This is a genomic window from Streptomyces sp. ITFR-6, from assembly GCF_031844725.1.
Lineage (GTDB): Bacteria > Actinomycetota > Actinomycetes > Streptomycetales > Streptomycetaceae > Streptomyces.
In genome coordinates this window covers 3721684-3744969 of the sequence record NZ_CP134612.1, presented here as the reverse complement: position 1 = coordinate 3744969, position 23286 = coordinate 3721684, and the positions used below count along the sequence as shown (strand labels likewise).

At 67.2% G+C, this 23286-nt stretch carries 16 protein-coding genes and 3 rRNA genes; 6 read left to right on the top strand and 13 right to left on the bottom strand.

The features are described 5' to 3' along the window. Positions 1-118 precede the first annotated feature (118 nt). The gene (locus RLT59_RS17055; RefSeq protein WP_311304193.1) at positions 119-1783 is read left to right on the top strand and encodes an ATP-binding SpoIIE family protein phosphatase; all 1665 of its coding nucleotides are present in this window, start codon (positions 119-121) and stop codon (positions 1781-1783) included. A gap of 21 nt (positions 1784-1804) precedes the next feature. Here RLT59_RS17055 and RLT59_RS17050 read toward each other — a convergent pair whose 3' ends face one another. After that, positions 1805-3115 carry an MFS transporter gene (locus RLT59_RS17050; protein ID WP_311307751.1) on the bottom strand — a complete coding sequence of 437 codons (1311 nt, stop codon included), beginning with the start codon at positions 3113-3115 and terminating at the stop codon, positions 1805-1807. 156 nt (positions 3116-3271) lie between these two features. Between RLT59_RS17050 and RLT59_RS17045 the strand changes: the two genes are divergently transcribed. The 4 genes from RLT59_RS17045 to rrf all read left to right on the top strand — a co-directional run bounded on the left by RLT59_RS17045 (position 3272) and on the right by rrf (position 9662). Beyond that, on the top strand, positions 3272-3826 hold the full coding sequence (locus RLT59_RS17045; RefSeq protein ID WP_207319605.1) for a MarR family winged helix-turn-helix transcriptional regulator: 555 nt from the start codon (positions 3272-3274) through the stop codon (positions 3824-3826). A gap of 682 nt (positions 3827-4508) precedes the next feature. After that, positions 4509-6035, top strand: a 16S ribosomal RNA gene (locus RLT59_RS17040). A 302-nt stretch (positions 6036-6337) separates the two neighbouring features. After that, positions 6338-9466 (top strand): 23S ribosomal RNA (locus RLT59_RS17035). A 79-nt stretch (positions 9467-9545) separates the two neighbouring features. Further along, positions 9546-9662, top strand: a 5S ribosomal RNA gene (gene rrf, locus RLT59_RS17030). Together the 16S, 23S and 5S rRNA genes form the textbook arrangement of a ribosomal RNA operon. A gap of 97 nt (positions 9663-9759) precedes the next feature. Here rrf and RLT59_RS17025 read toward each other — a convergent pair. The 4 genes from RLT59_RS17025 to RLT59_RS17010 form a co-directional block, all read right to left on the bottom strand. Beyond that, positions 9760-10425: a response regulator gene (locus RLT59_RS17025; RefSeq protein ID WP_311304192.1), complete on the bottom strand. Its 666-nt coding sequence runs from the start codon at positions 10423-10425 to the stop codon at positions 9760-9762. Next, positions 10422-11696 (bottom strand): sensor histidine kinase, encoded by a 1275-nt coding sequence (locus tag RLT59_RS17020; RefSeq protein ID WP_311304191.1) that lies wholly within the window; start codon positions 11694-11696, stop codon positions 10422-10424. Before RLT59_RS17020 ends, RLT59_RS17025 begins: the two co-directional genes overlap by 4 nt. Before the next feature lie 70 nt (positions 11697-11766). Continuing rightward, positions 11767-12558 (bottom strand): ABC transporter permease, encoded by a 792-nt coding sequence (locus tag RLT59_RS17015; RefSeq protein WP_311304190.1) that lies wholly within the window; start codon positions 12556-12558, stop codon positions 11767-11769. After that, positions 12555-13496: an ABC transporter ATP-binding protein gene (locus tag RLT59_RS17010; protein WP_311304189.1), complete on the bottom strand. Its 942-nt coding sequence runs from the start codon at positions 13494-13496 to the stop codon at positions 12555-12557. Before RLT59_RS17010 ends, RLT59_RS17015 begins: the two co-directional genes overlap by 4 nt. 141 nt (positions 13497-13637) lie before the next feature. On the opposite strand from RLT59_RS17010, the gene RLT59_RS17005 reads away from it, so the two are divergent. Next, positions 13638-14195, top strand: a complete 558-nt coding sequence (locus RLT59_RS17005; protein ID WP_311304188.1) for a GNAT family N-acetyltransferase — start codon at positions 13638-13640, stop codon at positions 14193-14195. Positions 14196-14229: 34 nt separating this feature from the next. Here the strand turns inward: RLT59_RS17005 and RLT59_RS17000 are convergent, their stop codons facing one another. The 8 genes from RLT59_RS17000 to RLT59_RS16965 form a co-directional block, all read right to left on the bottom strand. Continuing rightward, complete coding sequence (locus RLT59_RS17000) at positions 14230-15819, bottom strand: type IV secretory system conjugative DNA transfer family protein (RefSeq protein ID WP_311304187.1); 1590 nt, start codon at positions 15817-15819, stop codon at positions 14230-14232. Between the two features lies 1 nt (position 15820). Then, positions 15821-17239, bottom strand: a complete 1419-nt coding sequence (locus RLT59_RS16995) for an ATP-binding protein (RefSeq protein ID WP_311304186.1) — start codon at positions 17237-17239, stop codon at positions 15821-15823. A gap of 87 nt (positions 17240-17326) precedes the next feature. Continuing rightward, the gene (locus tag RLT59_RS16990; RefSeq protein ID WP_311304185.1) at positions 17327-18877 is read right to left on the bottom strand and encodes an SCO6880 family protein; all 1551 of its coding nucleotides are present in this window, start codon (positions 18875-18877) and stop codon (positions 17327-17329) included. Further along, complete coding sequence (locus RLT59_RS16985; protein WP_311304184.1) at positions 18874-20229, bottom strand: hypothetical protein; 1356 nt, start codon at positions 20227-20229, stop codon at positions 18874-18876. Before RLT59_RS16985 ends, RLT59_RS16990 begins: the two co-directional genes overlap by 4 nt. Then, positions 20219-21097 carry a DUF8175 domain-containg protein gene (locus RLT59_RS16980; RefSeq protein WP_311304183.1) on the bottom strand — a complete coding sequence of 293 codons (879 nt, stop codon included), beginning with the start codon at positions 21095-21097 and terminating at the stop codon, positions 20219-20221. The genes RLT59_RS16985 and RLT59_RS16980 overlap by 11 nt, the downstream gene beginning before the upstream one ends. A 182-nt stretch (positions 21098-21279) precedes the next feature. Continuing rightward, a complete protein-coding gene (locus RLT59_RS16975) occupies positions 21280-21588 on the bottom strand; it encodes a DUF8827 family protein (RefSeq protein ID WP_024493027.1) in 309 nt (102 codons plus the stop codon). 324 nt (positions 21589-21912) lie between these two features. Then, entirely contained in the window at positions 21913-22632 is a 720-nt protein-coding gene (locus tag RLT59_RS16970; protein ID WP_311304182.1) for a ribonuclease FAU-1 family protein, read from the bottom strand. 68 nt (positions 22633-22700) lie between these two features. Next, complete coding sequence (locus RLT59_RS16965) at positions 22701-23096, bottom strand: hypothetical protein (RefSeq protein WP_311304181.1); 396 nt, start codon at positions 23094-23096, stop codon at positions 22701-22703. Between the last annotated feature and the right edge of the window lie 190 nt (positions 23097-23286).

The following is a 23286-nucleotide window of genomic DNA, read 5'->3' as shown; positions in this document are numbered from 1 at the left end:
AGCACGGCCGGCAGCGGAAGCAGCCCGGCAGGAGAACAGGCAGAGGACCGGCAGAGGAAGCAGCAGAGGAAGCAGCCCGCCCGAGCGGACCAGACCGACACACGAGGCCAGAAATTCCGTGAACTTCACGCGCTGGAGCGCCCGCCTACCCGGTACGCAGCGTCGAGCCGCCCGGGACGACCACAGTGCCGTACCGGCGGCCCGCGCCGAGTACGCACAGGACGAAACCGCGTCCGGCCCGCCCCAGGACGGACCCGACGCGCCGGCGACCCGCCCCCCGGCGCCCGCCCTTGAGGACCTCTCCGCCCGCGACATCCTCGGCCAGCTGCCGGCCCTCGTCGCCCTGCTGCACGGACCCGAGCACCGCGTCGCGTACGTCAACGACGCCTACGCCGCGGCCTTCGGCCCCCGCCCCTCCGGTGTCCCGGCCGCCGAGGCGATGCCCGAGCTGACCGAGCTGAGCCTGCTCCCCCTGATGGACCAGGTCCTGCGCAGCGGCACACCCCGCACGGTCAAGTCCCGCAAGGTGGCCGGCGGCAGCTCGTACACCGTGACCTGCACCCCGGTCCAGCACGACAAGGACAAGGGGCAGCAGGGCGGAGTGCTCGTGTACGCCGCCGATGTCACCGACCACGCGGAGGCGGCCGAGCGGCTGCGCACCAGCGAGCGGCGCCACCGCGAAACGGCCGTCACCCTCCAGCGCTCGCTGCTCCCGCAGGAGCTGGAGCAGCCCGACGACCTGCGGATCGCCGCCACCTACCAGCCCGGCGGCACGGACGCCGCGGTCGGCGGCGACTGGTACGACGTCATCACCCTCGGCGCGGGCCGTACCGCCCTGGTCATCGGGGACGTGATGGGGCGCGGGGTGCGCGCCGCCGCCGTGATGGGCCAGCTGCGCACCGCGGTCCGGGCCTATGCCCGCCTCGATCTCCCGCCGCACGAGGTGCTCCAGCTGCTCGACGGGCTGGCCGCCGAGATCGACGCCAACCAGATCGCCACCTGCGCCTACGCGGTCCACGATCCCAACGAGGGCCTGCTCGTCTACTCCTCCGCCGGCCACCTGCCGATCCTGGTGCGCGACGAGGACGGCACGGTGCACCGCGCCGAGGGACCGACCGGCCCGCCGCTCGGCACCGGCGGCTGGACCCACACCTCCGGCACGATCGCGCTGCCGCCCGGCTCCACCGCCGTCCTCTACACGGACGGGCTGGTCGAGCGCCGGAGCGAGGACATCGACGAGGGCGTGGCCGCTCTTGAGCGGGCGCTCTCCGGTGCGAAGGGCGCGCCGCAGGTGGTGTGCGACCGACTGATGCGCTCCCTCAACATCACCGCGGAACACGACGACGACGTCGCGGTCCTGGTGGTCCAGCACCCCGCCCGCACCGGACCGGTCGCGGAGCTGTTCCACAACGCCTCGCTCGATCTGCTCGGCGGCATCGAAGCCGCCCCGCGCGCCCGCGCCTTCGCGACGGGCGTCCTGACGTCGTGGCGCTTCCCGGTGGACCTCTGCGACCTGGGCGTCCTCGCCGCGGGCGAGCTGGTCGCCAACTCCCTCCAGCACGGCACACCGCCGATGCGCCTGGGCCTGCGGCGCACCGACCGCCGGCTGATCATCGAGGTCACGGACGGCGACGACCACCTGCCGCGCCGCCGCCGCGCCGAACCGGCGGACGAGGCGGGCCGGGGCATCTCCATCGTCGCCACGATCGCCACGTCCTGGGGCAGCCGTCGCACGCCGGGCGGCGGCAAGGCGGTCTGGTGCGAATTCGCCCTGCCCCGGTAGGAGCAGGGCGCGGTCCCGGCCTCAGTGCACGGCGGCGACCGGGACCGGCGCTTCGGCCGCCGCGCCCTCCGGCAACGACACCGCCACCACCCGCGACGGCACCGCCGCGAGCGAAGGCTGGTCCTGTACGGGGGTGAGCCGCCGGCCGAGCCGCAGCGCGAGCACGGTGATCCCGAGCGAGAACAGTACGAACGTCACGATGTACGGCCCGTGCAGCGAGGCCCCCATGGGTCCGCCCACGGCGGGACCGACCGCCAGCGCCAGCTGCTTGCACAGGGCGAAGGCCGAGTTGTACTGCCCGACCATCGACTCCGGCGCCAGATCGGCGACCAGCGGCGCGACGGTCGGCGAGAGCATCGACTCACCGAGCCCGAACAGCGCGTACGTGGAGATCATCGCGGCCGTCGCCATGGTCTGGCTGCCGTGCCCGAGCCCGGCGTAGCCCGCCACGATCCAGGCGAAGGCCCAGATCAGCCCGACCGCCGCGATCACCCGGCTGCGACGGCGGCGCTCCACCAGCCGCAGCACCACGAACTGGGCGACGACGATGACCGCGGTGTTGGCGGCCAGCGCGATCCCGAGCGTGGAGGGCTCGATCCCGGCGGCCTCCGTGCCGTACGCGGCGAGCCCGGACTCGAACTGTCCGTAGCAGGCGAAGAACACCACGAACCCGAGCACACACAGCTGCACCATGGCCCGGTGCGAGAGCAGCGTCCGCATCCCGCCGCCCCGCGCGCCCGCACCCGTGCCGGACACCTCCGCCGCGACGGCGGGCGTGCGAGGCATCCGCACGGTCGCCGTGATGGCGCCGAGCACGAGGAACATCACCGCTTCGATCAGGAACAGCAGCGTGAAGGACGCCGGCCGCTCCGTGTCGACGATCTGTCCGCCGACCAGTCCGCCGATGCCGAGGCCCAGGTTCTGCAGGAAGAACTGCATGGCGAAGGCCCGGGTACGGGTGCCGGTGTCCGAGCACCGCACGAGCATCGTGGCGAGGGCCGGCTGCATGACGGCGGTCCCCGCGCCGAGGACCGCGGCCGACAGGACGGCGGCAGTCACCTGTGAGGAGAAGCCGAGGGCGACCGCGCCCAGGGAGGCGACGACCGAGGCGACCAGCAGGACGGGCAGCGGCCCGCGACGGTCGATGACCCGCCCGGTGAACGGCAGGACGGCGAGCGCTGCCATGGCGAAGACCGCCAGCACGACGCCCGCCGTACCGGCACCCAGATCCCGTACCTGCGCCACATAGACGTACAGATACGGAACGGTGAACCCGAGTCCGAACGCGCTCAGCGCGCTCCCCAGCTGGATCCGCCGCAGTGCTGCACCCATTTCCCTGGTCACACTCACCTACCTCAAGGTCTCGAAGCCATGTGATCGAGCGAACCGAACGACTCGAACCCGAAGACTTTAGCACTAAAGTTAGAAGCTCAACAATACAGATTGAAGGACTTCGACGGCTATGGGTGGCGTGCCATACTGCGCGCCATGTCTGACACCACCGAGCCCGGTCTCCAGGAGCCGAGCCTCGACGAGCAGATCGCCGCCTATCAGCGCGAGTTCCGGGACCTGGACCCCCAGGTCGAGCAGGTCGTCTCCGCCCTCGGCCGGCTGAACCGCCGGATGAACGTGGCGTACGGACGCCAGGTCGCCGCCCTCGGCATCAGCAATGCCGAGTGGGAGGTCCTCAAGACCCTCGTGCTGGCGGGCACCCCTTACCGGCTGGGTCCTGGGGAGCTGGCCAAGCGGCTCGGACTCACCCCGGCCGCGATGACGCACCGCATCGACCGCATGGCGGGCGAGGGCCTCGTCACCCGCGACCGCGACGAGAACAACCGGGTCCGCGTCATCGTCGAGCTGACGGACGAGGGTCGGGCGAAGTGGCTGGAGGCGATGCGGATGGCCACCGACTTCGAAGAGGAACTGCTCCAGGACCTCTCGGGCGACGAGCGCGGCGTCCTCGGCGAGATGCTGATCCGGCTGCTGCGTCGGGTGGAACACGCCCAGCCCGACGCCGGCGGCCGCCTCACCGACCTGGACTGAACCGCCCCTCCGCGGGCGGGCCGGGGAGGGGTTGACACGCCCCACCGCGATCCGTAAGGTTCTTCGAGTTGTCACAGAGCCAAACCGGTTCTGTGGCGACCGATCCGCCGCGAATGCGGCAACCAAAACTCAGCACGATCTCCCACCCGGGAGAATTTCGGTATGCCGAAATTTATTTCGAAGGCTCGATTATGAGCTGCCGGGAAGATCCGCTAGAGTTTGAGACGTCGGAACGGCCCAACAGCCGGGAAGACAAACCCCGCTGACTGGGAATCGGGCCCGAAAGGATCTGATAGAGTCGGACTCGCCGGAAAGGGAAACGCGAAAGCGAAGAACTGGAAAGCGAAATTGCGAGGCCCGCTTCGACCGGGAATCGGACACGAAAGAGTCTGATAGAGTCGGAAACGCAAGACCGAAGGGAAGCGCCCGGAGGAAAGCCCGATGAGGGTGAGTACAAAGGAAGCGTCCGTTCCTTGAGAACTCAACAGCGTGCCAAAAGTCAACGCCAGATACGTTGATACCCCGACCTGCTTCGGCAGGTTCGAGGTTCCTTTGAAAGTCCTGGCAGACCCACTTGTGGTTCTACCAGGCAATGCACATAGCGAGGACACAGTGAACGGTCGGTCTTATTCCGACTCGACTGTTCCGCTCTCGTGATGTGATCCCCGATTACGGGAAAACATTCACGGAGAGTTTGATCCTGGCTCAGGACGAACGCTGGCGGCGTGCTTAACACATGCAAGTCGAACGATGAAGCCTTTCGGGGTGGATTAGTGGCGAACGGGTGAGTAACACGTGGGCAATCTGCCCTTCACTCTGGGACAAGCCCTGGAAACGGGGTCTAATACCGGATAATACTTTCTCTCTCATGGGGGAAGGTTAAAAGCTCCGGCGGTGAAGGATGAGCCCGCGGCCTATCAGCTAGTTGGTGGGGTAATGGCCTACCAAGGCGACGACGGGTAGCTCAGCCTGAGAGGGCGACCGGCCACACTGGGACTGAGACACGGCCCAGACTCCTACGGGAGGCAGCAGTGGGGAATATTGCACAATGGGCGAAAGCCTGATGCAGCGACGCCGCGTGAGGGATGACGGCCTTCGGGTTGTAAACCTCTTTCAGCAGGGAAGAAGCGAAAGTGACGGTACCTGCAGAAGAAGCGCTAGCTAACTACGTGCCAGCAGCCGCGGTAATACGTAGGGCGCAAGCGTTGTCCGGAATTATTGGGCGTAAAGAGCTCGTAGGCGGCTTGTTGCGTCGGTTGTGAAAGCCCGGGGCTTAACCCCGGGTCTGCAGTCGATACGGGCAGGCTAGAGTGTGGTAGGGGAGATCGGAATTCCTGGTGTAGCGGTGAAATGCGCAGATATCAGGAGGAACACCGGTGGCGAAGGCGGATCTCTGGGCCATTACTGACGCTGAGGAGCGAAAGCGTGGGGAGCGAACAGGATTAGATACCCTGGTAGTCCACGCCGTAAACGTTGGGAACTAGGTGTTGGCGACATTCCACGTCGTCGGTGCCGCAGCTAACGCATTAAGTTCCCCGCCTGGGGAGTACGGCCGCAAGGCTAAAACTCAAAGGAATTGACGGGGGCCCGCACAAGCAGCGGAGCATGTGGCTTAATTCGACGCAACGCGAAGAACCTTACCAAGGCTTGACATACACCGGAAAGCATCAGAGATGGTGCCCCCCTTGTGGTCGGTGTACAGGTGGTGCATGGCTGTCGTCAGCTCGTGTCGTGAGATGTTGGGTTAAGTCCCGCAACGAGCGCAACCCTTGTTCTGTGTTGCCAGCATGCCCTTCGGGGTGATGGGGACTCACAGGAGACTGCCGGGGTCAACTCGGAGGAAGGTGGGGACGACGTCAAGTCATCATGCCCCTTATGTCTTGGGCTGCACACGTGCTACAATGGCCGGTACAATGAGCTGCGATGCCGCGAGGCGGAGCGAATCTCAAAAAGCCGGTCTCAGTTCGGATTGGGGTCTGCAACTCGACCCCATGAAGTCGGAGTTGCTAGTAATCGCAGATCAGCATTGCTGCGGTGAATACGTTCCCGGGCCTTGTACACACCGCCCGTCACGTCACGAAAGTCGGTAACACCCGAAGCCGGTGGCCCAACCCCTTGTGGGAGGGAGCTGTCGAAGGTGGGACTGGCGATTGGGACGAAGTCGTAACAAGGTAGCCGTACCGGAAGGTGCGGCTGGATCACCTCCTTTCTAAGGAGCATCTAGATTCCGTAAGGAATTCAGAGCCACTACGCTAAGCAAATGTTCGGCGGTGGTCAGCTCATGGGTGGAACGTTGACTATTCGGCACGACAGGTTGTTTTTCACTAGTACTGCTTCGGCGTGGAATGTGGGAAGGGATCGGTCGGGTCGGGCACGCTGTTGGGTATCTGAAGGTACGGCCGTCATGGTCGTCCTTCGGTTGCTTAGCCCCAGTGCACTCACCTGGTTAAGGGTGGGGTGATGGGTGGCTGGTCGTTGTTTGAGAACTGCACAGTGGACGCGAGCATCTGTGGCCAAGTTTTTAAGGGCGCACGGTGGATGCCTTGGCACCAGGAACCGATGAAGGACGTGGGAGGCCACGATAGGCCCCGGGGAGCTGTCAACCAAGCTTTGATCCGGGGGTGTCCGAATGGGGAAACCCGGCAGTCGTCATGGGCTGTCACCCGCTGCTGAACACATAGGCAGTGTGGAGGGAACGCGGGGAAGTGAAACATCTCAGTACCCGCAGGAAGAGAAAACAACCGTGATTCCGGGAGTAGTGGCGAGCGAAACTGGATCAGGCCAAACCGTATGCGTGTGATACCCGGCAGGGGTTGCGCATGCGGGGTTGTGGGATCTCTTTTTCATAGTCTGCTTAGCTGTGAGACGAGTCAGAAACCGTTGATGTAGGCGAAGGACATGCGAAAGGTCCGGCGTAGAGGGTAAGACCCCCGTAGCTGAAACATTAACGGCTCGTTTGAGAGACACCCAAGTAGCACGGGGCCCGAGAAATCCCGTGTGAATCTGGCGGGACCACCCGTTAAGCCTAAATATTCCCTGGTGACCGATAGCGGATAGTACCGTGAGGGAATGGTGAAAAGTACCGCGGGAGCGGAGTGAAATAGTACCTGAAACCGTGTGCCTACAAGCCGTGGGAGCGTCGCGCGCCGAGTTTACTCGGTGCGTCGTGACTGCGTGCCTTTTGAAGAATGAGCCTGCGAGTTAGCGGTGTGTAGCGAGGTTAACCCGTGTGGGGAAGCCGTAGCGAAAGCGAGTCCGAATAGGGCGTTTGAGTTGCACGCTCTAGACCCGAAGCGGAGTGATCTAGCCATGGGCAGGTTGAAGCGGAGGTAAGACTTCGTGGAGGACCGAACCCACCAGGGTTGAAAACCTGGGGGATGACCTGTGGTTAGGGGTGAAAGGCCAATCAAACTCCGTGATAGCTGGTTCTCCCCGAAATGCATTTAGGTGCAGCGTCGTGTGTTTCTTGCCGGAGGTAGAGCACTGGATAGGCGATGGGCCCTACCGGGTTACTGACCTTAGCCAAACTCCGAATGCCGGTAAGTGAGAGCACGGCAGTGAGACTGTGGGGGATAAGCTCCATGGTCGAGAGGGAAACAGCCCAGAGCATCGACTAAGGCCCCTAAGCGTACGCTAAGTGGGAAAGGATGTGGAGTCGCAGAGACAACCAGGAGGTTGGCTTAGAAGCAGCCACCCTTGAAAGAGTGCGTAATAGCTCACTGGTCAAGTGATTCCGCGCCGACAATGTAGCGGGGCTCAAGCGTACCGCCGAAGTCGTGTCATTCACACATATAGGGCCAACGCCTGTGTGGATGGGTAGGGGAGCGTCGTGTGCCGGGTGAAGCAGCCGCGGAAGCGAGTTGTGGACGGTTCACGAGTGAGAATGCAGGCATGAGTAGCGATACACACGTGAGAAACGTGTGCGCCGATTGACTAAGGGTTCCTGGGTCAAGCTGATCTGCCCAGGGTAAGTCGGGACCTAAGGCGAGGCCGACAGGCGTAGTCGATGGACAACCGGTTGATATTCCGGTACCCGCTTTGAAACGCCCAGTACTGAATCAGGCGATGCTAAGTCCGTGAAGCTAAGCCCGATCTCTTCGGAGTTGAGGGTAGTGGTGGAGCTAAGCGAACCAGACTTGTAGTAGGTAAGCGATGGGGTGACGCAGGAAGGTAGTCCAGCCCGGGCGGTGGTAGTCCCGGGGTAAGGGTGTAGGCCGTGTGGTAGGTAAATCCGTCACACGTTAAGGCTGAGACCTGATGCCGAGCCGATTGTGGTGAAGTGGATGATCCTATGCTGTCGAGAAAAGCCTCTAGCGAGTTTCATGGCGGCCCGTACCCTAAACCGACTCAGGTGGTCAGGTAGAGAATACCGAGGCGTTCGGGTGAACTATGGTTAAGGAACTCGGCAAAATGCCCCCGTAACTTCGGGAGAAGGGGGGCCATCACTGGTGATCGGATTTACTCCGTGAGCTGGGGGTGGCCGCAGAGACCAGCGAGAAGCGACTGTTTACTAAAAACACAGGTCCGTGCGAAGCCGTAAGGCGATGTATACGGACTGACGCCTGCCCGGTGCTGGAACGTTAAGGGGACCGGTTAGCTGACTTTCGGGTCGGCGAAGCTGAGAACTTAAGCGCCAGTAAACGGCGGTGGTAACTATAACCATCCTAAGGTAGCGAAATTCCTTGTCGGGTAAGTTCCGACCTGCACGAATGGCGTAACGACTTCTCGACTGTCTCAACCATAGGCCCGGTGAAATTGCACTACGAGTAAAGATGCTCGTTTCGCGCAGCAGGACGGAAAGACCCCGGGACCTTTACTATAGTTTGATATTGGTGTTCGGTTCGGCTTGTGTAGGATAGGTGGGAGACTTTGAAGCGGCCACGCCAGTGGTTGTGGAGTCGTCGTTGAAATACCACTCTGGTCGTGCTGGATGTCTAACCTGGGTCCGTGATCCGGATCAGGGACAGTGTCTGATGGGTAGTTTAACTGGGGCGGTTGCCTCCTAAAGAGTAACGGAGGCGCCCAAAGGTTCCCTCAGCCTGGTTGGCAATCAGGTGTTGAGTGTAAGTGCACAAGGGAGCTTGACTGTGAGACCGACGGGTCGAGCAGGGACGAAAGTCGGGACTAGTGATCCGGCAGTGGCTTGTGGAAGCGCTGTCGCTCAACGGATAAAAGGTACCCCGGGGATAACAGGCTGATCTTCCCCAAGAGTCCATATCGACGGGATGGTTTGGCACCTCGATGTCGGCTCGTCGCATCCTGGGGCTGGAGTCGGTCCCAAGGGTTGGGCTGTTCGCCCATTAAAGCGGTACGCGAGCTGGGTTTAGAACGTCGTGAGACAGTTCGGTCCCTATCCGCTGTGCGCGTAGGAATATTGAGAAGGGCTGTCCCTAGTACGAGAGGACCGGGACGGACGAACCTCTGGTGTGCCAGTTGTCCTGCCAAGGGCATGGCTGGTTGGCTACGTTCGGAAAGGATAACCGCTGAAAGCATCTAAGCGGGAAGCCTGCTTCGAGATGAGTATTCCCACCTCCTTTGAGGGGTTAAGGCTCCCAGTAGACGACTGGGTTGATAGGCCAGATGTGGAAGCCCGGTAACGGGTGGAGCTGACTGGTACTAATAGGCCGAGGGCTTGTCCTCAGTTGCTCGCGTCCACTGTGTTAGTTCTGAAATAACGAACGGCCGTGTTGTGTTCCGGTGTTGGTTAATTTCATAGTGTTTCGGTGGTCATTGCGTTAGGGAAACGCCCGGTTACATTCCGAACCCGGAAGCTAAGCCTTTCAGCGCCGATGGTACTGCAGGGGGGACCCTGTGGGAGAGTAGGACGCCGCCGAACTCCTTTTAATAGTTGAGCCCCGTGCCTTTGTGGCACGGGGCTTTTCTGCGTTCCCGACCAGACCAGAAGGCCCCTTACCTCTCTCGGCCCGTCTCTCTCAGCCCGCAGTGACCAGGTGGGTGTCGTACGCCAGGATCACTGCCTGGACGCGGTCCCTGGCACCGGTTTTCGCGAGGATGCGGGAGACGTGGGTCTTCACGGTTGATTCGGCCAGGTGCAATCGCTCCGCGATCTCCGAGTTGGTCCAGCCCTGTCCCATGACGGTGAGGATCTCCCGTTCCCGGCCGGTGAGGGTCCCGATGCGCGAGTCCGGCGTCGCGGGTCCGCCGGGGGTGGTCGGCAGGTGCTGGACGTACGCGTCCAGGAGACGGCGGGTCAGGCGGGGGGCGACCACCGCGTCGCCGCTCGCGACCGCCCGGATGCCGAAGAGCAGCTCCTCGGGCATCGCGTCCTTGATGAGGAAGCCGCTCGCGCCGGCCCGCAGCCCGTCGTACGCGTACCGGTCCAGGTCGAACGTCGTGACGATGAGGACGCGGGTGCGGGAACCCGTCCTGATGATGCGGCGGGTCGCCTCGATGCCGTCGAGCAGGGGCATGCGGATGTCCATCAGGGCGACGTCCGGCTGGTGCCGGGCGACGAGTTGGAGGGCCTCGTGGCCGTTGGCGGCCTCGCCGACGACCGTCATGTCGCCCTGGCTCTCCAACAGCATGCGGAATCCGAAGCGTTGCATCGGCTGGTCGTCCGCGATGAGCACGGTCGTCACGAGGGGGAGTCCTCCAGAGGGAGCCGGAGCCGTACCTGCCAGCCTGTGCCGGTGGGCCGGCCCGTTTCTACGGTGCCGTCGTACAGGGAAGCACGTTCACGCATGCCCGTGATGCCCTGCCCGGTGCCGTCCGGTGCGGCGGCGGCGCCGGGAGCAGATGTTCCGTTGTCGGTGATCACGGCCTCCAGCTCGTTCGGCCGGTAGGTCAGGGTGACCTCGGCGGCCAGGGCGGAGTGTCCGCCGCTGTGCTTCAGGGTATTGGTGAGCGCCTCCTGCACCACCCGGTAGACCGTCAACTGCATTCCTGCGGTGGGTGGTACGGCCGGCGGTGTGCCCTGGGTGCTGAGACGTACGGGAAGACCTGCCGTCCGTACGCCGGTGAGCAGGGTTTCCATGTCGTCGAGGGTCGGTTGCGGGGTGCGGTCGGCGCTCTCGGGGGATTCGCGCAGGACTCCGAGCAGGCGGCGGAGTTCGGCGAGGGCCTGGCGGCTGGTGGTGCTGATCGCGTCGAGGGCCTGGGCGGCCCGTTCCGGGCTCTTGGCCGCGGCGTACGCGCCGCCGTCGGCCAACCCCGTGATGACGGACAGGTTGTGGCCGATGATGTCGTGCATCTCCCGGGCGATCCGGGTCCGTTCGGCGACGGCGGCGAGCTGGGCCTGCTGGTCCCGTTCGAGTTCGAGCCGGTCGGCGCGGTCGACGAGGGCCTCCGTGTACTCCTTGCGGGTCCGGAAGACGATGCCGAGCAGGGACGCGAACACGAACGCGTACAGGTGGGGTACGAGGAGCTGGTTCCAGTGCTCCGAGAAGTGGGCCGAGCCGATCGCGAGCGGGGCGAGCACGATCCCGCCGGACACGGCCAGGGTGCGCAGCGGCAGCCGGAGCGCGATGTTGAAGACCACGATCTCCTGGAGGAAGGCGGCCTGGATGACCGCCCCCGTCCAGACGTTGACCAGTGCGAACGGGGTCATGAACAGTAGGACGGCCAGCGGGTGGCCGCGGCGCCACAGCAGCGGTGCGGAGAACGCGGCGCTCAGCAGCAGCACCAGCCGGGGGGACACGCTCGGGTCGATGGCTACGGTGCGCCAGCCGCCCGAGGAGACGTCGAGCACGGCGAACAGGATCCAGAACGTGGTGAGCAGTCCGTCCCAGACGGCCGGCCTGCGCCGGTCGGCCGCGCGGATGCGCTGGAGTTGTCGCTGAATGTGCCCGGTGAGCGGGCTGGGGCGGGGTGCCCCCGGCCGGTCGGTGCCGTCGTCCCTGTCGTGCGTCATGTCCGCGTCCCCCCGATCGTCCTTCGTCTCCCCCGCGATCCTTACACCCTCGTCCGCGGCCCCGTCCGCCTCATGCGTCGCGACGGCGCAGGAGGGCGGCTGCCGCGAGGAGTGCGGCCGAAGCCCAGAGGACGAGGGCGAGCAGGGCGGCGCCGTTGGAGGCGGCGTCGGGGAGCGGGGTGGCGGAGCCGAGTACGCCGGCGGCCTGGGTGGGGAAATAGCGGACGGCGGTCTCCACCGCGTCGTAGGGAAGCATGGTGAGCACCTCCGGGAGGACCATCACGCCCCCGATGAACGCGCCGATGGCGCCGGGGATCGAGCGGAGCAGGGCGCCGAGGCCCAGGGCGATCAGGCTGAGGAGCGTGGTCCCGGTGGCGTTGCCCGCTATGGCGCGCAGGACGCCGGGGTCGGTGAGGGCGGCGGCCTGGTCGGTGTCGGAGAGGAAGAACTGGGCGACGACGAAGGTGACCAGCGAGGTGGCGAGCATGACGGTGAACACGGTGGCGGCGAAGACCGCGGCCTTCGCCCACAGGACCGGGAGCCGTTGGGGTACGGCGGTGAGCGAGGCGCGGATCATGCCCGTCGAGTACTCGCCCGCCGTGACCAGGATGCCCAGCACGACGGTGCAGAGCGTGCCGAGTGTGGTGCCGTAGAGGACCATGACGACCGTGTCGACGTCCGAGTCGCCGCCCCCGGACGTATAGGTCGTGCCCATGAGGATGCCGACGGCGAGGACGAGAGCGGTGGCCGATCCCAGAGTTATCCAGGTCGAGCGCAGGGACCGGAGTTTGTGCCACTCGGAGCGCAGCACCCGGGCCGGGGTGATGCGATAGGGGTGCGGGGTGACGGCCACGGTGGTCATGCGAGGGCTCCGGTCGGTTCGGGGGCGGTGATCCGGTACTCGGCCGACTCCTGGGTGAGGTCCATGAAGGCCTGCTCCAGTGAGGCGGTGCGCGGCGTGAGCTCGTACAGCGGGATGGAGTGTGCGGCCGCGACCCGGCCGATGTGGGCGGCGTCCGCGCCGCGGACGTCCAGTTCACCGGTAGCGGTGGTGCTGGTGGGACCTGTGATGTCGATGCCGGGGCCCTGGAGGAGGGCTTGCAGGGCGGGGGCCTGCGGGGTGAGGACGCGGACGGAGGCGCCGCCGGCCATGGCGACGAAGTCGTCGACGGTGGTGTCCGCGAGGAGGCGGCCTCGTCCGATGATGACGAGGTGGTCGGCGGTCAGCGCCATCTCGCTCATCAGGTGCGAGGAGACGAGGACCGTGCGGCCTTCGGAGGCGAGGGATCTGAGCAGGTTGCGGATCCACAGGACGCCCTCGGGGTCGAGGCCGTTGACCGGTTCGTCGAGGATGAGGACGGCCGGGTCGCCGAGCAGTGCGGCGGCGATGCCCAGCCGTTGGCCCATGCCGAGTGAGAATCCCTTGATCCGCTTCCCGGCGACCGAGGTCAGTCCGGCCAGGTCGAGGACGTGCTCGACGCGGCTGCGGGGGATGCCGTGGGTGTGGGCGAGGGACATCAGGTGGTGGAAGGCGGTGCGGCCGGGGTGGACGGAGCGGGCTTCCAGCAGGGCGCCGACTTCGGTCAGCGGTGCGCTGTGGGTGGCGTACGCGCGTCCGCCGATCGTCGAACGGCCCCGGGTGGGGGCGTCCAGGCCGAGCAGCATGCGCATGGTGGTTGATTTCCCGGCGCCGTTCGGGCCGAGGAAGCCGGTCACGGTGCCGGGCCGGACCGTGAAGTCGAGGTCCTGGACGACGGTGGTGTCCCCGTACCGTTTGGTGAGTTCGTATGCCCTGATCATGCGGTCGACGCTACGGAGCGGGCGGGCGCGGGACGTCGGACCGGGGGTGGCAGGTGGCGGCGCGCGTAGTACCGGGGTACGACGCCGGGGCCGGGGCGGAACCCGTTTGCACGGCCGTCGGCGGCGGGTGAGGATCGGCGCATGGACTACGTGATACGGCCGGTGCGGGCCGAGGAGTGGCGGCTGGTCAAGGAACTCCGGCTGGCCGCGCTGCGGGACCCGGTGGCGCCGCTGGCGTTCCTGGAGACGTACGAGCAGGCCGTGGAGCGGTCCGACGCGTTCTGGCAGGAGCGGGCGGCCGGCGCTTCGGAGACGGGCGACGGTGAGAAGCGGCAGTTCGTCGCGGTGGCGCCGGACGGAAGCTGGGCGGGTTCGGTGACCGTGCTGGTCGAGCGGCCGGACGGGGAGGTGGCGTTCGGAGCGGCGGCCGATGTCCACCAGGCCCATGTGGTCGGGGTGTTCGTACGCCCCGAGGCGCGGGGCGGGGGCGTGGCGGGGGAGCTTTTCCGGGCCGGTCTGGACTGGGCGTGGTCGCTGGGCGGGCCGAGGATCGAGCGCGTACGGCTGTATGTGCACGAGGACAACTTGCGGGCCTCGGCGTTCTACCGCCGGATCGGGTTCGCGCCGACCGGGGAGACGGTGCCGGTCCAGGGCGAGCCGACGGCTCGCGAGCTGGAGTACGCGGTGGTCCGGCCGTAGCGGTGGGGCGGGGGTGGGGTGCGCCCGGGTGGGGTCAGGGGGTGCTCGGCGTCTGGAGCTGCTGGGTCCAGCGGGCGCGGCCCTGTTCGGGGGAGCGGAGCAGGGCGACGGTGGGCAGGCCCAGGTTGTTTCCGGTCGCCAGCAGCTCGGGCAGCCGGGGCAGCGGTGCGACGGCCGCGACGTCGTCGAGGACGAGCGTCATTGGTGGGTCGAGCCGACCGTCGGATGACCGTGCGGCCATGCGGCGGCCGTGCTCGACCACGTCTGAGGCGAGCGCCGTGAGCAGGGGCATGGCTCCCGGGCCCGATCGCGGATTCTCGATGGGTTCACCCACCACATAAAGCGTGCCCCCTTCGTCCGCGAAAGATTCCAGCGCGAGCGCATCGGCCCGATTGGGGGTGCAGGTGTCGCGGACATGGACCGAGGAGAGCGCGCCGAAGGCCCGGACCGTCAGTTCCTGCGCCATCTCGCGGCGTTCGGGGTGCGCGGTGAGCGCCGACTCCAGCAGTCCGGCGAGTCCGGACGCGGCCTTGGGGTGGGTACGCAGCAGCCGCACCGGTTCGTGGGCGGCGCCGCCCAGGGCCCAGCGGTGGACCTGGCGGAAGGGGCGGCCGTCGATGGCCGCGGCGTGCAGCCAGCACTGGAGGAGCGTCTCCGCGGTGTCGGCCGTCGCCGCGTCGATGCGGGCCTGCGGGCGGACCGGGGCGAGGAGGGCGGCGGCGCGGGCGGCCGCCCGCGCCGGCTGTTCGCAGCCGGCGGTGGGGGCCCAGTGGAGCCGGGCCGGGGTGTCGCAGAGGTGGCCGGGGTCGTAGATGAGGACGGGGCCCAGTTTGGCGCGGGCGTCCTTGGTCTCGGCCCAGACGCTGGGGTCCGAGGTGACGACGAGCGCGGGCCCGTCGGCTTCGCTGATGGCCTGGACGACGGTGGGCCGGCGGGTGGCGGCGGGGCCGTAGACGACGAGGGGGGCGCGGGGGGAGGGCACGGTGAGCGGGGCGGCGGTCGCGAGGAGTTCGGTGGTGGTGGCCGATGTGGTGGTGGGGATGGTGGCCGGGGCGGTGGTGGCTTGTTGTTGTGTTTCGGGGAGGCGTTCCGTGGGGGCGGGGGTCGGGGCGGGTGCCGGGGCGGGGGTCGGTGCTGGGGACTGATGTCTGTGCTCCTGGCCCTTCTCCAGGCCGGGGAGCTGCGGGGCGGCCCGCTCCGGCCGATGCTCCTCCAGCCGTTCCAACCGGTCCAGCCGCTGGGCGCGTTGCCGGGACCGTACGTCGCGCCGGCGTGCGACCACGCCCATGACGAAGATGGTCAGGACGACCAGCACCATCAGCTCACCGATGAACAGGCCCCAGAACAGTCCGTATCCGGAGAGCGCCCCCGCTGGGGTGGTCGGCCAGGCGGCCGGCAGGTCGTGCGGGGCCTCCACCAGGCGCCGCATGGCCAGCGGGGTCTCGGCGAGGGTGACGCCGTGCGGCCAGGCGCCGTGGGCGAGGACTCCGGAGAGGCCGGTGGCGGTCCAGGCCAGCAGTGTCAGCCCCAGCAGGAAGACCAGCAGGCCGATCAGCAGTCCGTCGGGGATGCCGCCGTTGCCGCCCGCGTTGCCGCCGGACCGTGCCTCGCCGCGCCCTGCCATGTCATGCCACCGTTGACTCGGACGACTCGTTGAGCCGCTGCTGGTTCTCGATCCGGGCCGCGCGCTGCTCCGCCTCCAGTTCGGCGGCGCGTACGTCCTCCGGGAGCAGGTCGATGGCGGAGGACTCGGTCATCGCGCGGTCGGTGAAGACGAGGGGGCGTTCGGCCTCGGTGATCAGGTGTTTGACGACCTGTACGTTCCCGTTGACGTCCCAGACGGCGATGCCCGGGGTGAGCGTGGGGATGATCTCGACCGCCCATCGGGGCAGCCCGAGCACCCGGCCGGTGGCTCTGGCCTCGTCGGCCTTCTGGGCGTAGATCGTGCGGGTCGAGGCCATCTTGAGGATGGCCGCCGCTTCCCGTGCCGCGGCTCCGTCGACGACATCGCTGAGGTGGTGGACGACGGCGACGAAGGACAGCCCGAGCCGTCGGCCGAACTTCAGCAGGCGCTGGAAGAGCTGAGCGACGAACGGGGAGTTGATGATGTGCCAGGCCTCCTCGACCAGGAAGATGCGTTTCTTCCGGTCGGGCCTGATCCAGGTGTGCTCCAGCCAGACGCCGACGATCGCCATCAGGATCGGCATGGCGATCGAGTTGCGGTCGATGTGGGAGAGGTCGAAGACGATCAGTGGGGCGTCCAGGTCGATATCGGCGGACGTCGGCCCGTCGAACATGCCGCGCAGGTCGCCGTCGACGAGCCGGTCCAGGACGAGGGCGACGTCCAGGCCCCAGGCCCGTACGTCGTCTATGTCGACGTTCATCGCCGCGGCCGATTCGGGTTCCGGGTGGCGCAATTGGTCGACGATGTCCATCAGGACGGGCTGGCGGTCGTTCTTCGTCTCGTTCACGAAGGCGTGCGCGACCTTGAGCGCGAAGCCGGACCGTTCGTCGAGGCCGTGGCCCATGGCGACTTCGATGATCGTGCGGAGCAGGGCGAGCTGCCCGGTCGTGGTGATCGCGGGGTCGAGCGGGTTGAGCCGGATGCCGCCGTTGAGCGCGGAGGTGGGGTCGAGGCGGATGGGGGTCAGGCCCAGTTCCTGGGCGATGAGGTTCCACTCGCCGACCCCGTCCTCGCCCTGGGCGTCCAGGACGACGACCTGGCGGTCGCGGAAGCGGAGCTGGCGGAGCACGTACGTCTTCTCCAGCGCGGACTTGCCGTTGCCGGACTCACCGAGCACCAGCCAGTGCGGGGCGGGGAGCTGCTGCCCGTACAGCTGGAAGGGGTCGTAGATGTAGCCCTTGCCGGAGTACACCTCGCGGCCGATGATCACGCCGGAGTCGCCGAGGCCGGGGGCGGCGGTGGGCAGGTAGACCGCCTGAGCCTGTCCGGTCGAGGTGCGGACGGGCAGCCGGGTCGTCTCCACCTTCCCGAAGAGGAAGGCGGTAAAGGCGTCCGACAACGCGGACAGCGGATCTCGCATGGCGTGACCGACCTCCCTTTCGTCTCTCTCGGTGCTCTGGGTGCTCTCGGTGCGTTCCGTGCGTTCGGTGCTCTGGGGCGTGTACGGCTAGCGGCGGATGCCAGTGGCGAACGGCAGGGTGTTCACGAACGCGCGGTGGTGCTCGCGGTCGCACCACTCCAGCTTCAGGTACGACTTGCCGGCCGAGGCCCGGATCGTCCGCTTGTCGCGGGCGAGGGACTCCGGCGAACGGGACGACACGGTGATGTACCCCACCAGGTTCACCCCTGCCGCGCCGCTCGCGAGATCTTCACCCCGCTGGTCGAGCCGGCCGTGGGCGGCGATGTCGCGGGGGTCGACGGTGCGGTTCATCTTGGCCTGGCGGCTGGCCTCGGCGTCGTCGTTGGTCTTCTCGGTGAGCATCCGCTCGATGGCGATCTCGGTGGGTTCGAGGTCCATGCAGACCGCGACCGTACGGATCACATCGGGCGTGTGGACCAGGAGCGGGGCCAGGAAGTTGACGCCGACGGGCGTCATCGGCCACTCCTTCACCCAGGCCGTGGAGTGGCACCAGGGGGCGCGGGTGGACGACTCGCGGGTCTTGGCCTGGAGGAACGTCGGCTCGACCGCGTCCAGTTCGGCGGGCCAGGCGTTGCGCTTCGTCATGGCCTGGATGTGGTCGATGGGGTGGTCGGGGTCGTACATCGAGTGGACGAGGGAGGCCAGGCGGCTCTGGCCGAGCGGCTGGCGTACCCGGATGTCGGCCTCGGCGAGGCGGGCGCAGATGTCGGTGAGCTCGCGCGCCATGACGACGGCGAGTCCGGCGTCCCGGTCGAGCTTGCGGCCGCCGTGGGGGCGGGCGGCGCGGGCCATGGCGTTGGCCTCCGCGGCGAGCTCGCGGTCGAACTCCATGCAGGCGACCAGGTAGGCGCGGTGCTGCTCGCTGGAGGTGGAGACCATCGACTGGAGCTGCTCGTAGGACTCCTGGAGCCAGCCGGGGGAGGTCTTGTCGCCGCGCTGGGCTACGTCCTTGGCGTGGGCGTCGGGGTCGGCGGGCAGGGTGCGGGCGAGCATCTGGATGCGGGTCACGAAGCCGTCGCCGTTGGCGACGTGCTTGAGGAGGGTGCCGAAGCGGTCGACGAGCGCTTCCTGGTCCTCGCTGTCGCGCAGCCCGACGCCGGGTCCCTCGATCTCGATCGCCGCGGTGACGGTGCGGCGGTCGGCGTGCAGCAGTACGGCGATCTCGTCGGGGCCGAAGGGTGCGGCCAGCCAGTTGATCCGGCCGATGCCGGGGGGCGGTCCGATCTCGACCTCGCGGCCGTCGGCGCTGGTGCCCGCTTCCATGGCGCCGGACTGGTAGGTGGCGCCTCGGCGCAGCGAGCGCTTGAAGCTGCGGTTGATCTCGAACCACTTGTAGAACGTCCGGTGCTTGTACGGGACGTAGACGATCGCGAGGGCGAGCAGCGGGAAGCCGGTGAGCAGCACGATCCGCATGGACAGGACCGGTACGAGCAGCCCGCTCATCATGCCGAGGAACGCCCCGCCGATGATCAGGGCGATCTCGCCGGTCTCGCGGTTCTTGCCGACCATGGCGTTGGGCCTGGCCCGGCCGATGAGATACGTACGGCGGGGCGCGATCGGATGGGACTGCGTGCTCAACGCCCGCCACCTCCTGTGCTGCTGTTACCTGAACTTCCTGATCCGCGGCGCGGGCCGCGGCTGCTGTGCGGGGTACCGGAGGTGGGGCCGGAGCCGCTGCGGGGCGGAGGTGCGGCGGAGGGGACAGATCCGCCGCCGACCCCGCTCCCGGAGTTGCGGGAGCTGTGGGCGGCGACTCCGCCGCTGACCGGGTTGGCGGGGCGTCCGCCGCCGCTGTTGCCACCGCCGTTGTCCTGGCCGCCGCCGCGGCTGCTGTGGGTCTTGATGCCCTGGGAGACGAGAGCGGCGGGCGAGCTGATCATCGCGGCCGCCTGGGAGCCGTCGGTTGCCTGCTTGCGGTTGGTACGGGCGCCCTGGATCTCGTCGCCGAAGCCGGGGACGAAGCGGTAGATCATGCCGGAGGCGAAGATCGCGAGCAGGATGATCGCCAGTCCGGAGACGACGGCGGAGAACGCGTCCGGTCCGTCGTCGGAGGACAGCGCGCCGGCCAGGCCGAGCACGATGACGATGACGGGTTTCACCATGATCACGGCGATCATGATGCCTGCCCAGCGGCGTACGTGCCCCCACATGTTCTTGTCGACGAGCCCCGCGTACACGGCGGTTCCGAGCAGGGCGCCGACGTAGAGGAGGGCGGCCCGGATCACGAGTTCCAGCCAGAGGATGCCTGCGGCGAGGATCGACACCAGCGACACGACGATCAGCATGATCGGCCCGCCGCCGATGTCGGAGTCCTTCTTGAGCGCCTCCGCGAACGACCCGAAGAAGACGTCCGTCTGCCGGCCGGAGGACGAGGCGATGACCTCGGTGACGGCGTCGGTGGCGGAGACGATCGTGTACAGGATCAGTGGGGTGAACGCGGACGCCAGGACCGTCAGCCACAGGAACCCGATGGCCTCGGAGATGGCGGTGGTGAGCGGCACCCCGCGGATGGCGCGCTTGGCGACGGCGAGCAGCCACAGGACGAGCGTCAGCACGGTGGAGGCGGCGAAGACGATCGCGTACTGCTGGAGGAAGCGGGTGTTCGTGAAGTCGACGTTGGCGGTGCCCTTGACGGCGTCGCTGAGCTTGCCGACGATCCACGCGGCGGCGTCGGCACAGCCACGGCCCAGGGAGGTCAGGGGGTCCAGGGCGGAGTCGACGCTTTTGGGGGCGTTGGACTTGGAGGTGCCGGCGTCGCCTTCGCAGTAGTCCTTGGCGGGGCCAACGATGAGCGAGCAGTTTCCATCCCCGGAGGGAGAGGGGGACGGCGTCGGTGCCGCTGCGGCGCGGGTGGCCAGAATTACCAGAGTTGCCTGGGCGCTTGTCAGGGCCGCACTCAACTTGAGCGCGTGCCGTGATTTAGCGGGCATAGGTAAACCCTCCGTACTCCTCGACGGCCTTGGCGATGTCATCGGCGTTGGAGGCCGTACGGTCGGTATTGACCGGTGCCGGTCCGTCTTTCTGGGAGAAGCTGTCGACTTTCCAGTCGTTGCTCTCCCACCGGAGCTTGAGCGTCATCGTGAACCAGTCGTTGCTCACGGGATTGGTGGAGCCGACCCCCGCCGTTCCGAAGACTCCTGTGCACCACACCTCGACAGTGGCGGAAGAGTCAGAGAGCTGCGTCACCTTGGTCCCGACGGGCGCGGTCCTTGAGACGTAAGTCATGCCTTCAGCTGCTTGGCCGTTCTCGTCAAGGCCGACCTTGTCAAGGAAGTCCTTGCTGTACGCCTGGTTGAGCTTGGTCTCAAGCTCGTCGACTCGGCCTGCGGCGAAGACGCGGCGTACGATCTGCGTCCGGCGATCTGGCTTGAGGATGTCTGCCGATACGAGCGCCACGGAATAGTTCGCCGCCGCGCTCTGCGCCCCCTGCTCGTCATGCGCGAACCCCGAGGGAATCGAGCCGCTCTTCCCCGTCACCGGCTTCGTCCCGGTGGCCGCGGTCGGTGCCGAGCCGGCCTTCTTGGCGTCGCTTCCTCGCGTACCGTCGCCGCCGTCGCCCCCGTCGCCCCCGTCGCCCCCGCCCATGTTCGCGAAGGCGATGGCGGCCAGGAGCAGGACCACCACGCCGAGGACGGTGAAGAGCGAGCGGGAGTTGCGGGCCGGGCGGCGGGGGCCGTAGCCGTCGCCGCCTTGGCCGTCGGGGAGGCGGGTGCGGGTCTGGCGCGTGCCGCCGAGGGTGCTGTAGCCGTCGTTCGAACGGCCGGAGTCGTTGCCGTAGCCGTCGTCGTCGGGACTCATGCCGCGTACGCCCCCTCAACCGTTGCCTGAACCGCGTCGTAGTACGACGGTAGCCGTGCTGGTTCCCGCGCGGACGCGGTGTGGTGACTCGACATCAGGGAGACGCAACCTCTGCCGGTGGGCACGACGGGCGGATGGTGGGGACGGGGCGGGAGCGCCCCCGGGCGCGGGCTGACGGTCGGTTAGACAGCCATCCCGTAGACGATGGTGAACAGGGTTCCCAGCGATCCGATGATGAACACACCGGTGAGACCGGCGACGATCAGCCCCTTGCCCTGCTCCGCGCTGAACGTGTCACGCAGAGCCGTCGCGCCGATCCGCTGTTTCGCCGCTCCCCAGATCGCGATGCCGAGGCAGAGCAGGATGGCGATCGCCATCACCACTTCGATCATGACGCGGGCCTCGTTGCCCAAGGTCCCGAACGGCCCCCAGTTCGGGGCGATTCCGCCGATGATGGTGGTGATGTCGCCCTTTTCGGCTGCCAGGATCATTTAAGTCACCGCCCTTGCTGGGTAGTTCGGTGCCCGCACCGCACGGCACGAGTCACCCTCTATCATCGCTGATGAAACTGCGTTCGCACGACGACTTGGCGGCTCTCTTTACCCGGATCTCGCACATTTGACCGGTCTGACCGCCCTGACCTGCGGATCGAATCGGTGTGTGAGCGAATTGCATATCGTTACTCTGTGTATCACGGAGCGTGACGCCGGGCAATGATCGCCATCGCGCCACCCTGGCCGGGAGCGGCATCCGCACGCGGACCGCACCTATCGGCGCATGAGTGGCGAGGTGGAGGTATGCGAGGCATGCGCCGATCAGAGGAGGGAGCGGCGGGGGTTGGGCGGGCGGGGTGGTGTTGTCCAGGTCGATGGTGGCCTGAAATCGCACCAGGAGCCGTCGAAGGGAAACGTTCCGGCCTCAGCGAGCCGTGCCACAGCGTCTCCCTCGGATCGGATGGCGACCGCTTCCTCTGCGGTCCAGTACGCGGGGTGGCCGGTCTTCTCCGCGAAGGACTGCTCGTCCTTCCAGCGCCAGGTGCGGTCCGGTGCCACGTTGAGGTCCAGCTCGTGGTCCGCGATGTCGATGTCGTCGCCGTGGTGGAGCCGGCGTTCCAGGTTGACGTACCAGCCGCGGAACTTCTGCCTGCGCCCGAACAGCCACAGGACGGAGTGGGCCGCGCCGGTCGGCTGGTAGAAGAGGGCGTCGCCCATCGGCCACCGGTCGGGGACCAGGGGGTAGCCCTCGGCGGGGCGTTCGTGCGGGGCGATGTCCCGCAGATGCGTGGTGCCGCGCGGCAGGGCGGTCCGCCACATCGGGGTGCCGGTCTCCATCCACAGCAGCTGACCTGCGGTCGTGCGTTCGACGAGGCGGACGGGAACGGAGGCGCTCAGGTGTCCACCTATGAAGAAGTTCCATCTCAGGACCTGCCCCGGCCTATTACTTGCTTCGGAGCCGGTGCCGGTGCCGACATGGGCGCTCGTGCTCGTGCCGAGCCTCGTGCCGTTGGTTGCGACGTCCCTCTTGCCCGCTTTCATGCGATTGATCATGCCCGCCGTGAGGTCTTCGGACACGTGCCCGGACCCGCCAGGCGCTCGCACCCGCGTCACCTGGTGAGGTGCCTGCGGACGAACGGTGCCGTTCCCAGTACGAGCACCGTGAAAGCGGTGAGCCGTTGCAGACCGGGCTGCACCGTGAAGTGGCTGTGCTGGATGCCGTGGACCGCGTACCAGTTGGCGACGAGGTCGGTCGCCATGATGGTGCAGGCGAGGTCCAACCCCGCGCGCCTTCCCCGGAGCAGGAGGAGCGCCGCGAGCGTGTCCAGGAGAGCCAGCGAGGTCCAGTACAGGTTCAACCAGCCGGGAGCCCAGTCGTAGGGGTGAAGGCCGTGCTGAAGGAGGCCGGTGATGTGGGCGACGGACCCCACGAGGAGGAGGCCGGACGCGTACGCGCAGACCAGCGCCACCGCGTGGCGTGGGGTCCGGGACATCCATCCGGTCATGCGGTGGAGCGTCGCACCCGACGACGGCGTACGGGTGGCCCGACCGGGATTCGGCTCCGGCCGGGCGCGTACTTCCGGCCACCTTCGGCGCTGGCGTTACGCCCTTTGGGGTGGTCGGGTCCCCGATGTGGGGGCGGCGTCGGCCGTGATGTGCGGCGATCCCGCGCGGAGTCTTGCGTGTTGAGTGTTT

What these genes read in the sequence shown, in the direction of transcription:
- RLT59_RS17045 (WP_207319605.1), top strand. Translation starts at nt 3,272, where the DNA reads ATGTCTGACACCACCGAGCCCGGTCTCCAGGAGCCGAGCCTCGACGAG.
- RLT59_RS16965 (WP_311304181.1), bottom strand. Translation starts at nt 23,096, where the DNA reads ATGACCGGATGGATGTCCCGGACCCCACGCCACGCGGTGGCGCTGGTC.
- RLT59_RS16995 (WP_311304186.1), bottom strand. Translation starts at nt 17,239, where the DNA reads ATGCGAGATCCGCTGTCCGCGTTGTCGGACGCCTTTACCGCCTTCCTC.
- RLT59_RS16970 (WP_311304182.1), bottom strand. Translation starts at nt 22,632, where the DNA reads ATGAAAGCGGGCAAGAGGGACGTCGCAACCAACGGCACGAGGCTCGGC.
- RLT59_RS17050 (WP_311307751.1), bottom strand. Translation starts at nt 3,115, where the DNA reads ATGGGTGCAGCACTGCGGCGGATCCAGCTGGGGAGCGCGCTGAGCGCG.
- RLT59_RS17015 (WP_311304190.1), bottom strand. Translation starts at nt 12,558, where the DNA reads ATGACCACCGTGGCCGTCACCCCGCACCCCTATCGCATCACCCCGGCC.
- RLT59_RS17000 (WP_311304187.1), bottom strand. Translation starts at nt 15,819, where the DNA reads ATGGCAGGGCGCGGCGAGGCACGGTCCGGCGGCAACGCGGGCGGCAAC.
- RLT59_RS17020 (WP_311304191.1), bottom strand. Translation starts at nt 11,696, where the DNA reads ATGACGCACGACAGGGACGACGGCACCGACCGGCCGGGGGCACCCCGC.
- RLT59_RS16975 (WP_024493027.1), bottom strand. Translation starts at nt 21,588, where the DNA reads ATGATCCTGGCAGCCGAAAAGGGCGACATCACCACCATCATCGGCGGA.
- RLT59_RS16985 (WP_311304184.1), bottom strand. Translation starts at nt 20,229, where the DNA reads ATGCCCGCTAAATCACGGCACGCGCTCAAGTTGAGTGCGGCCCTGACA.
- RLT59_RS17010 (WP_311304189.1), bottom strand. Translation starts at nt 13,496, where the DNA reads ATGATCAGGGCATACGAACTCACCAAACGGTACGGGGACACCACCGTC.
- RLT59_RS16980 (WP_311304183.1), bottom strand. Translation starts at nt 21,097, where the DNA reads ATGAGTCCCGACGACGACGGCTACGGCAACGACTCCGGCCGTTCGAAC.
- RLT59_RS17005 (WP_311304188.1), top strand. Translation starts at nt 13,638, where the DNA reads ATGGACTACGTGATACGGCCGGTGCGGGCCGAGGAGTGGCGGCTGGTC.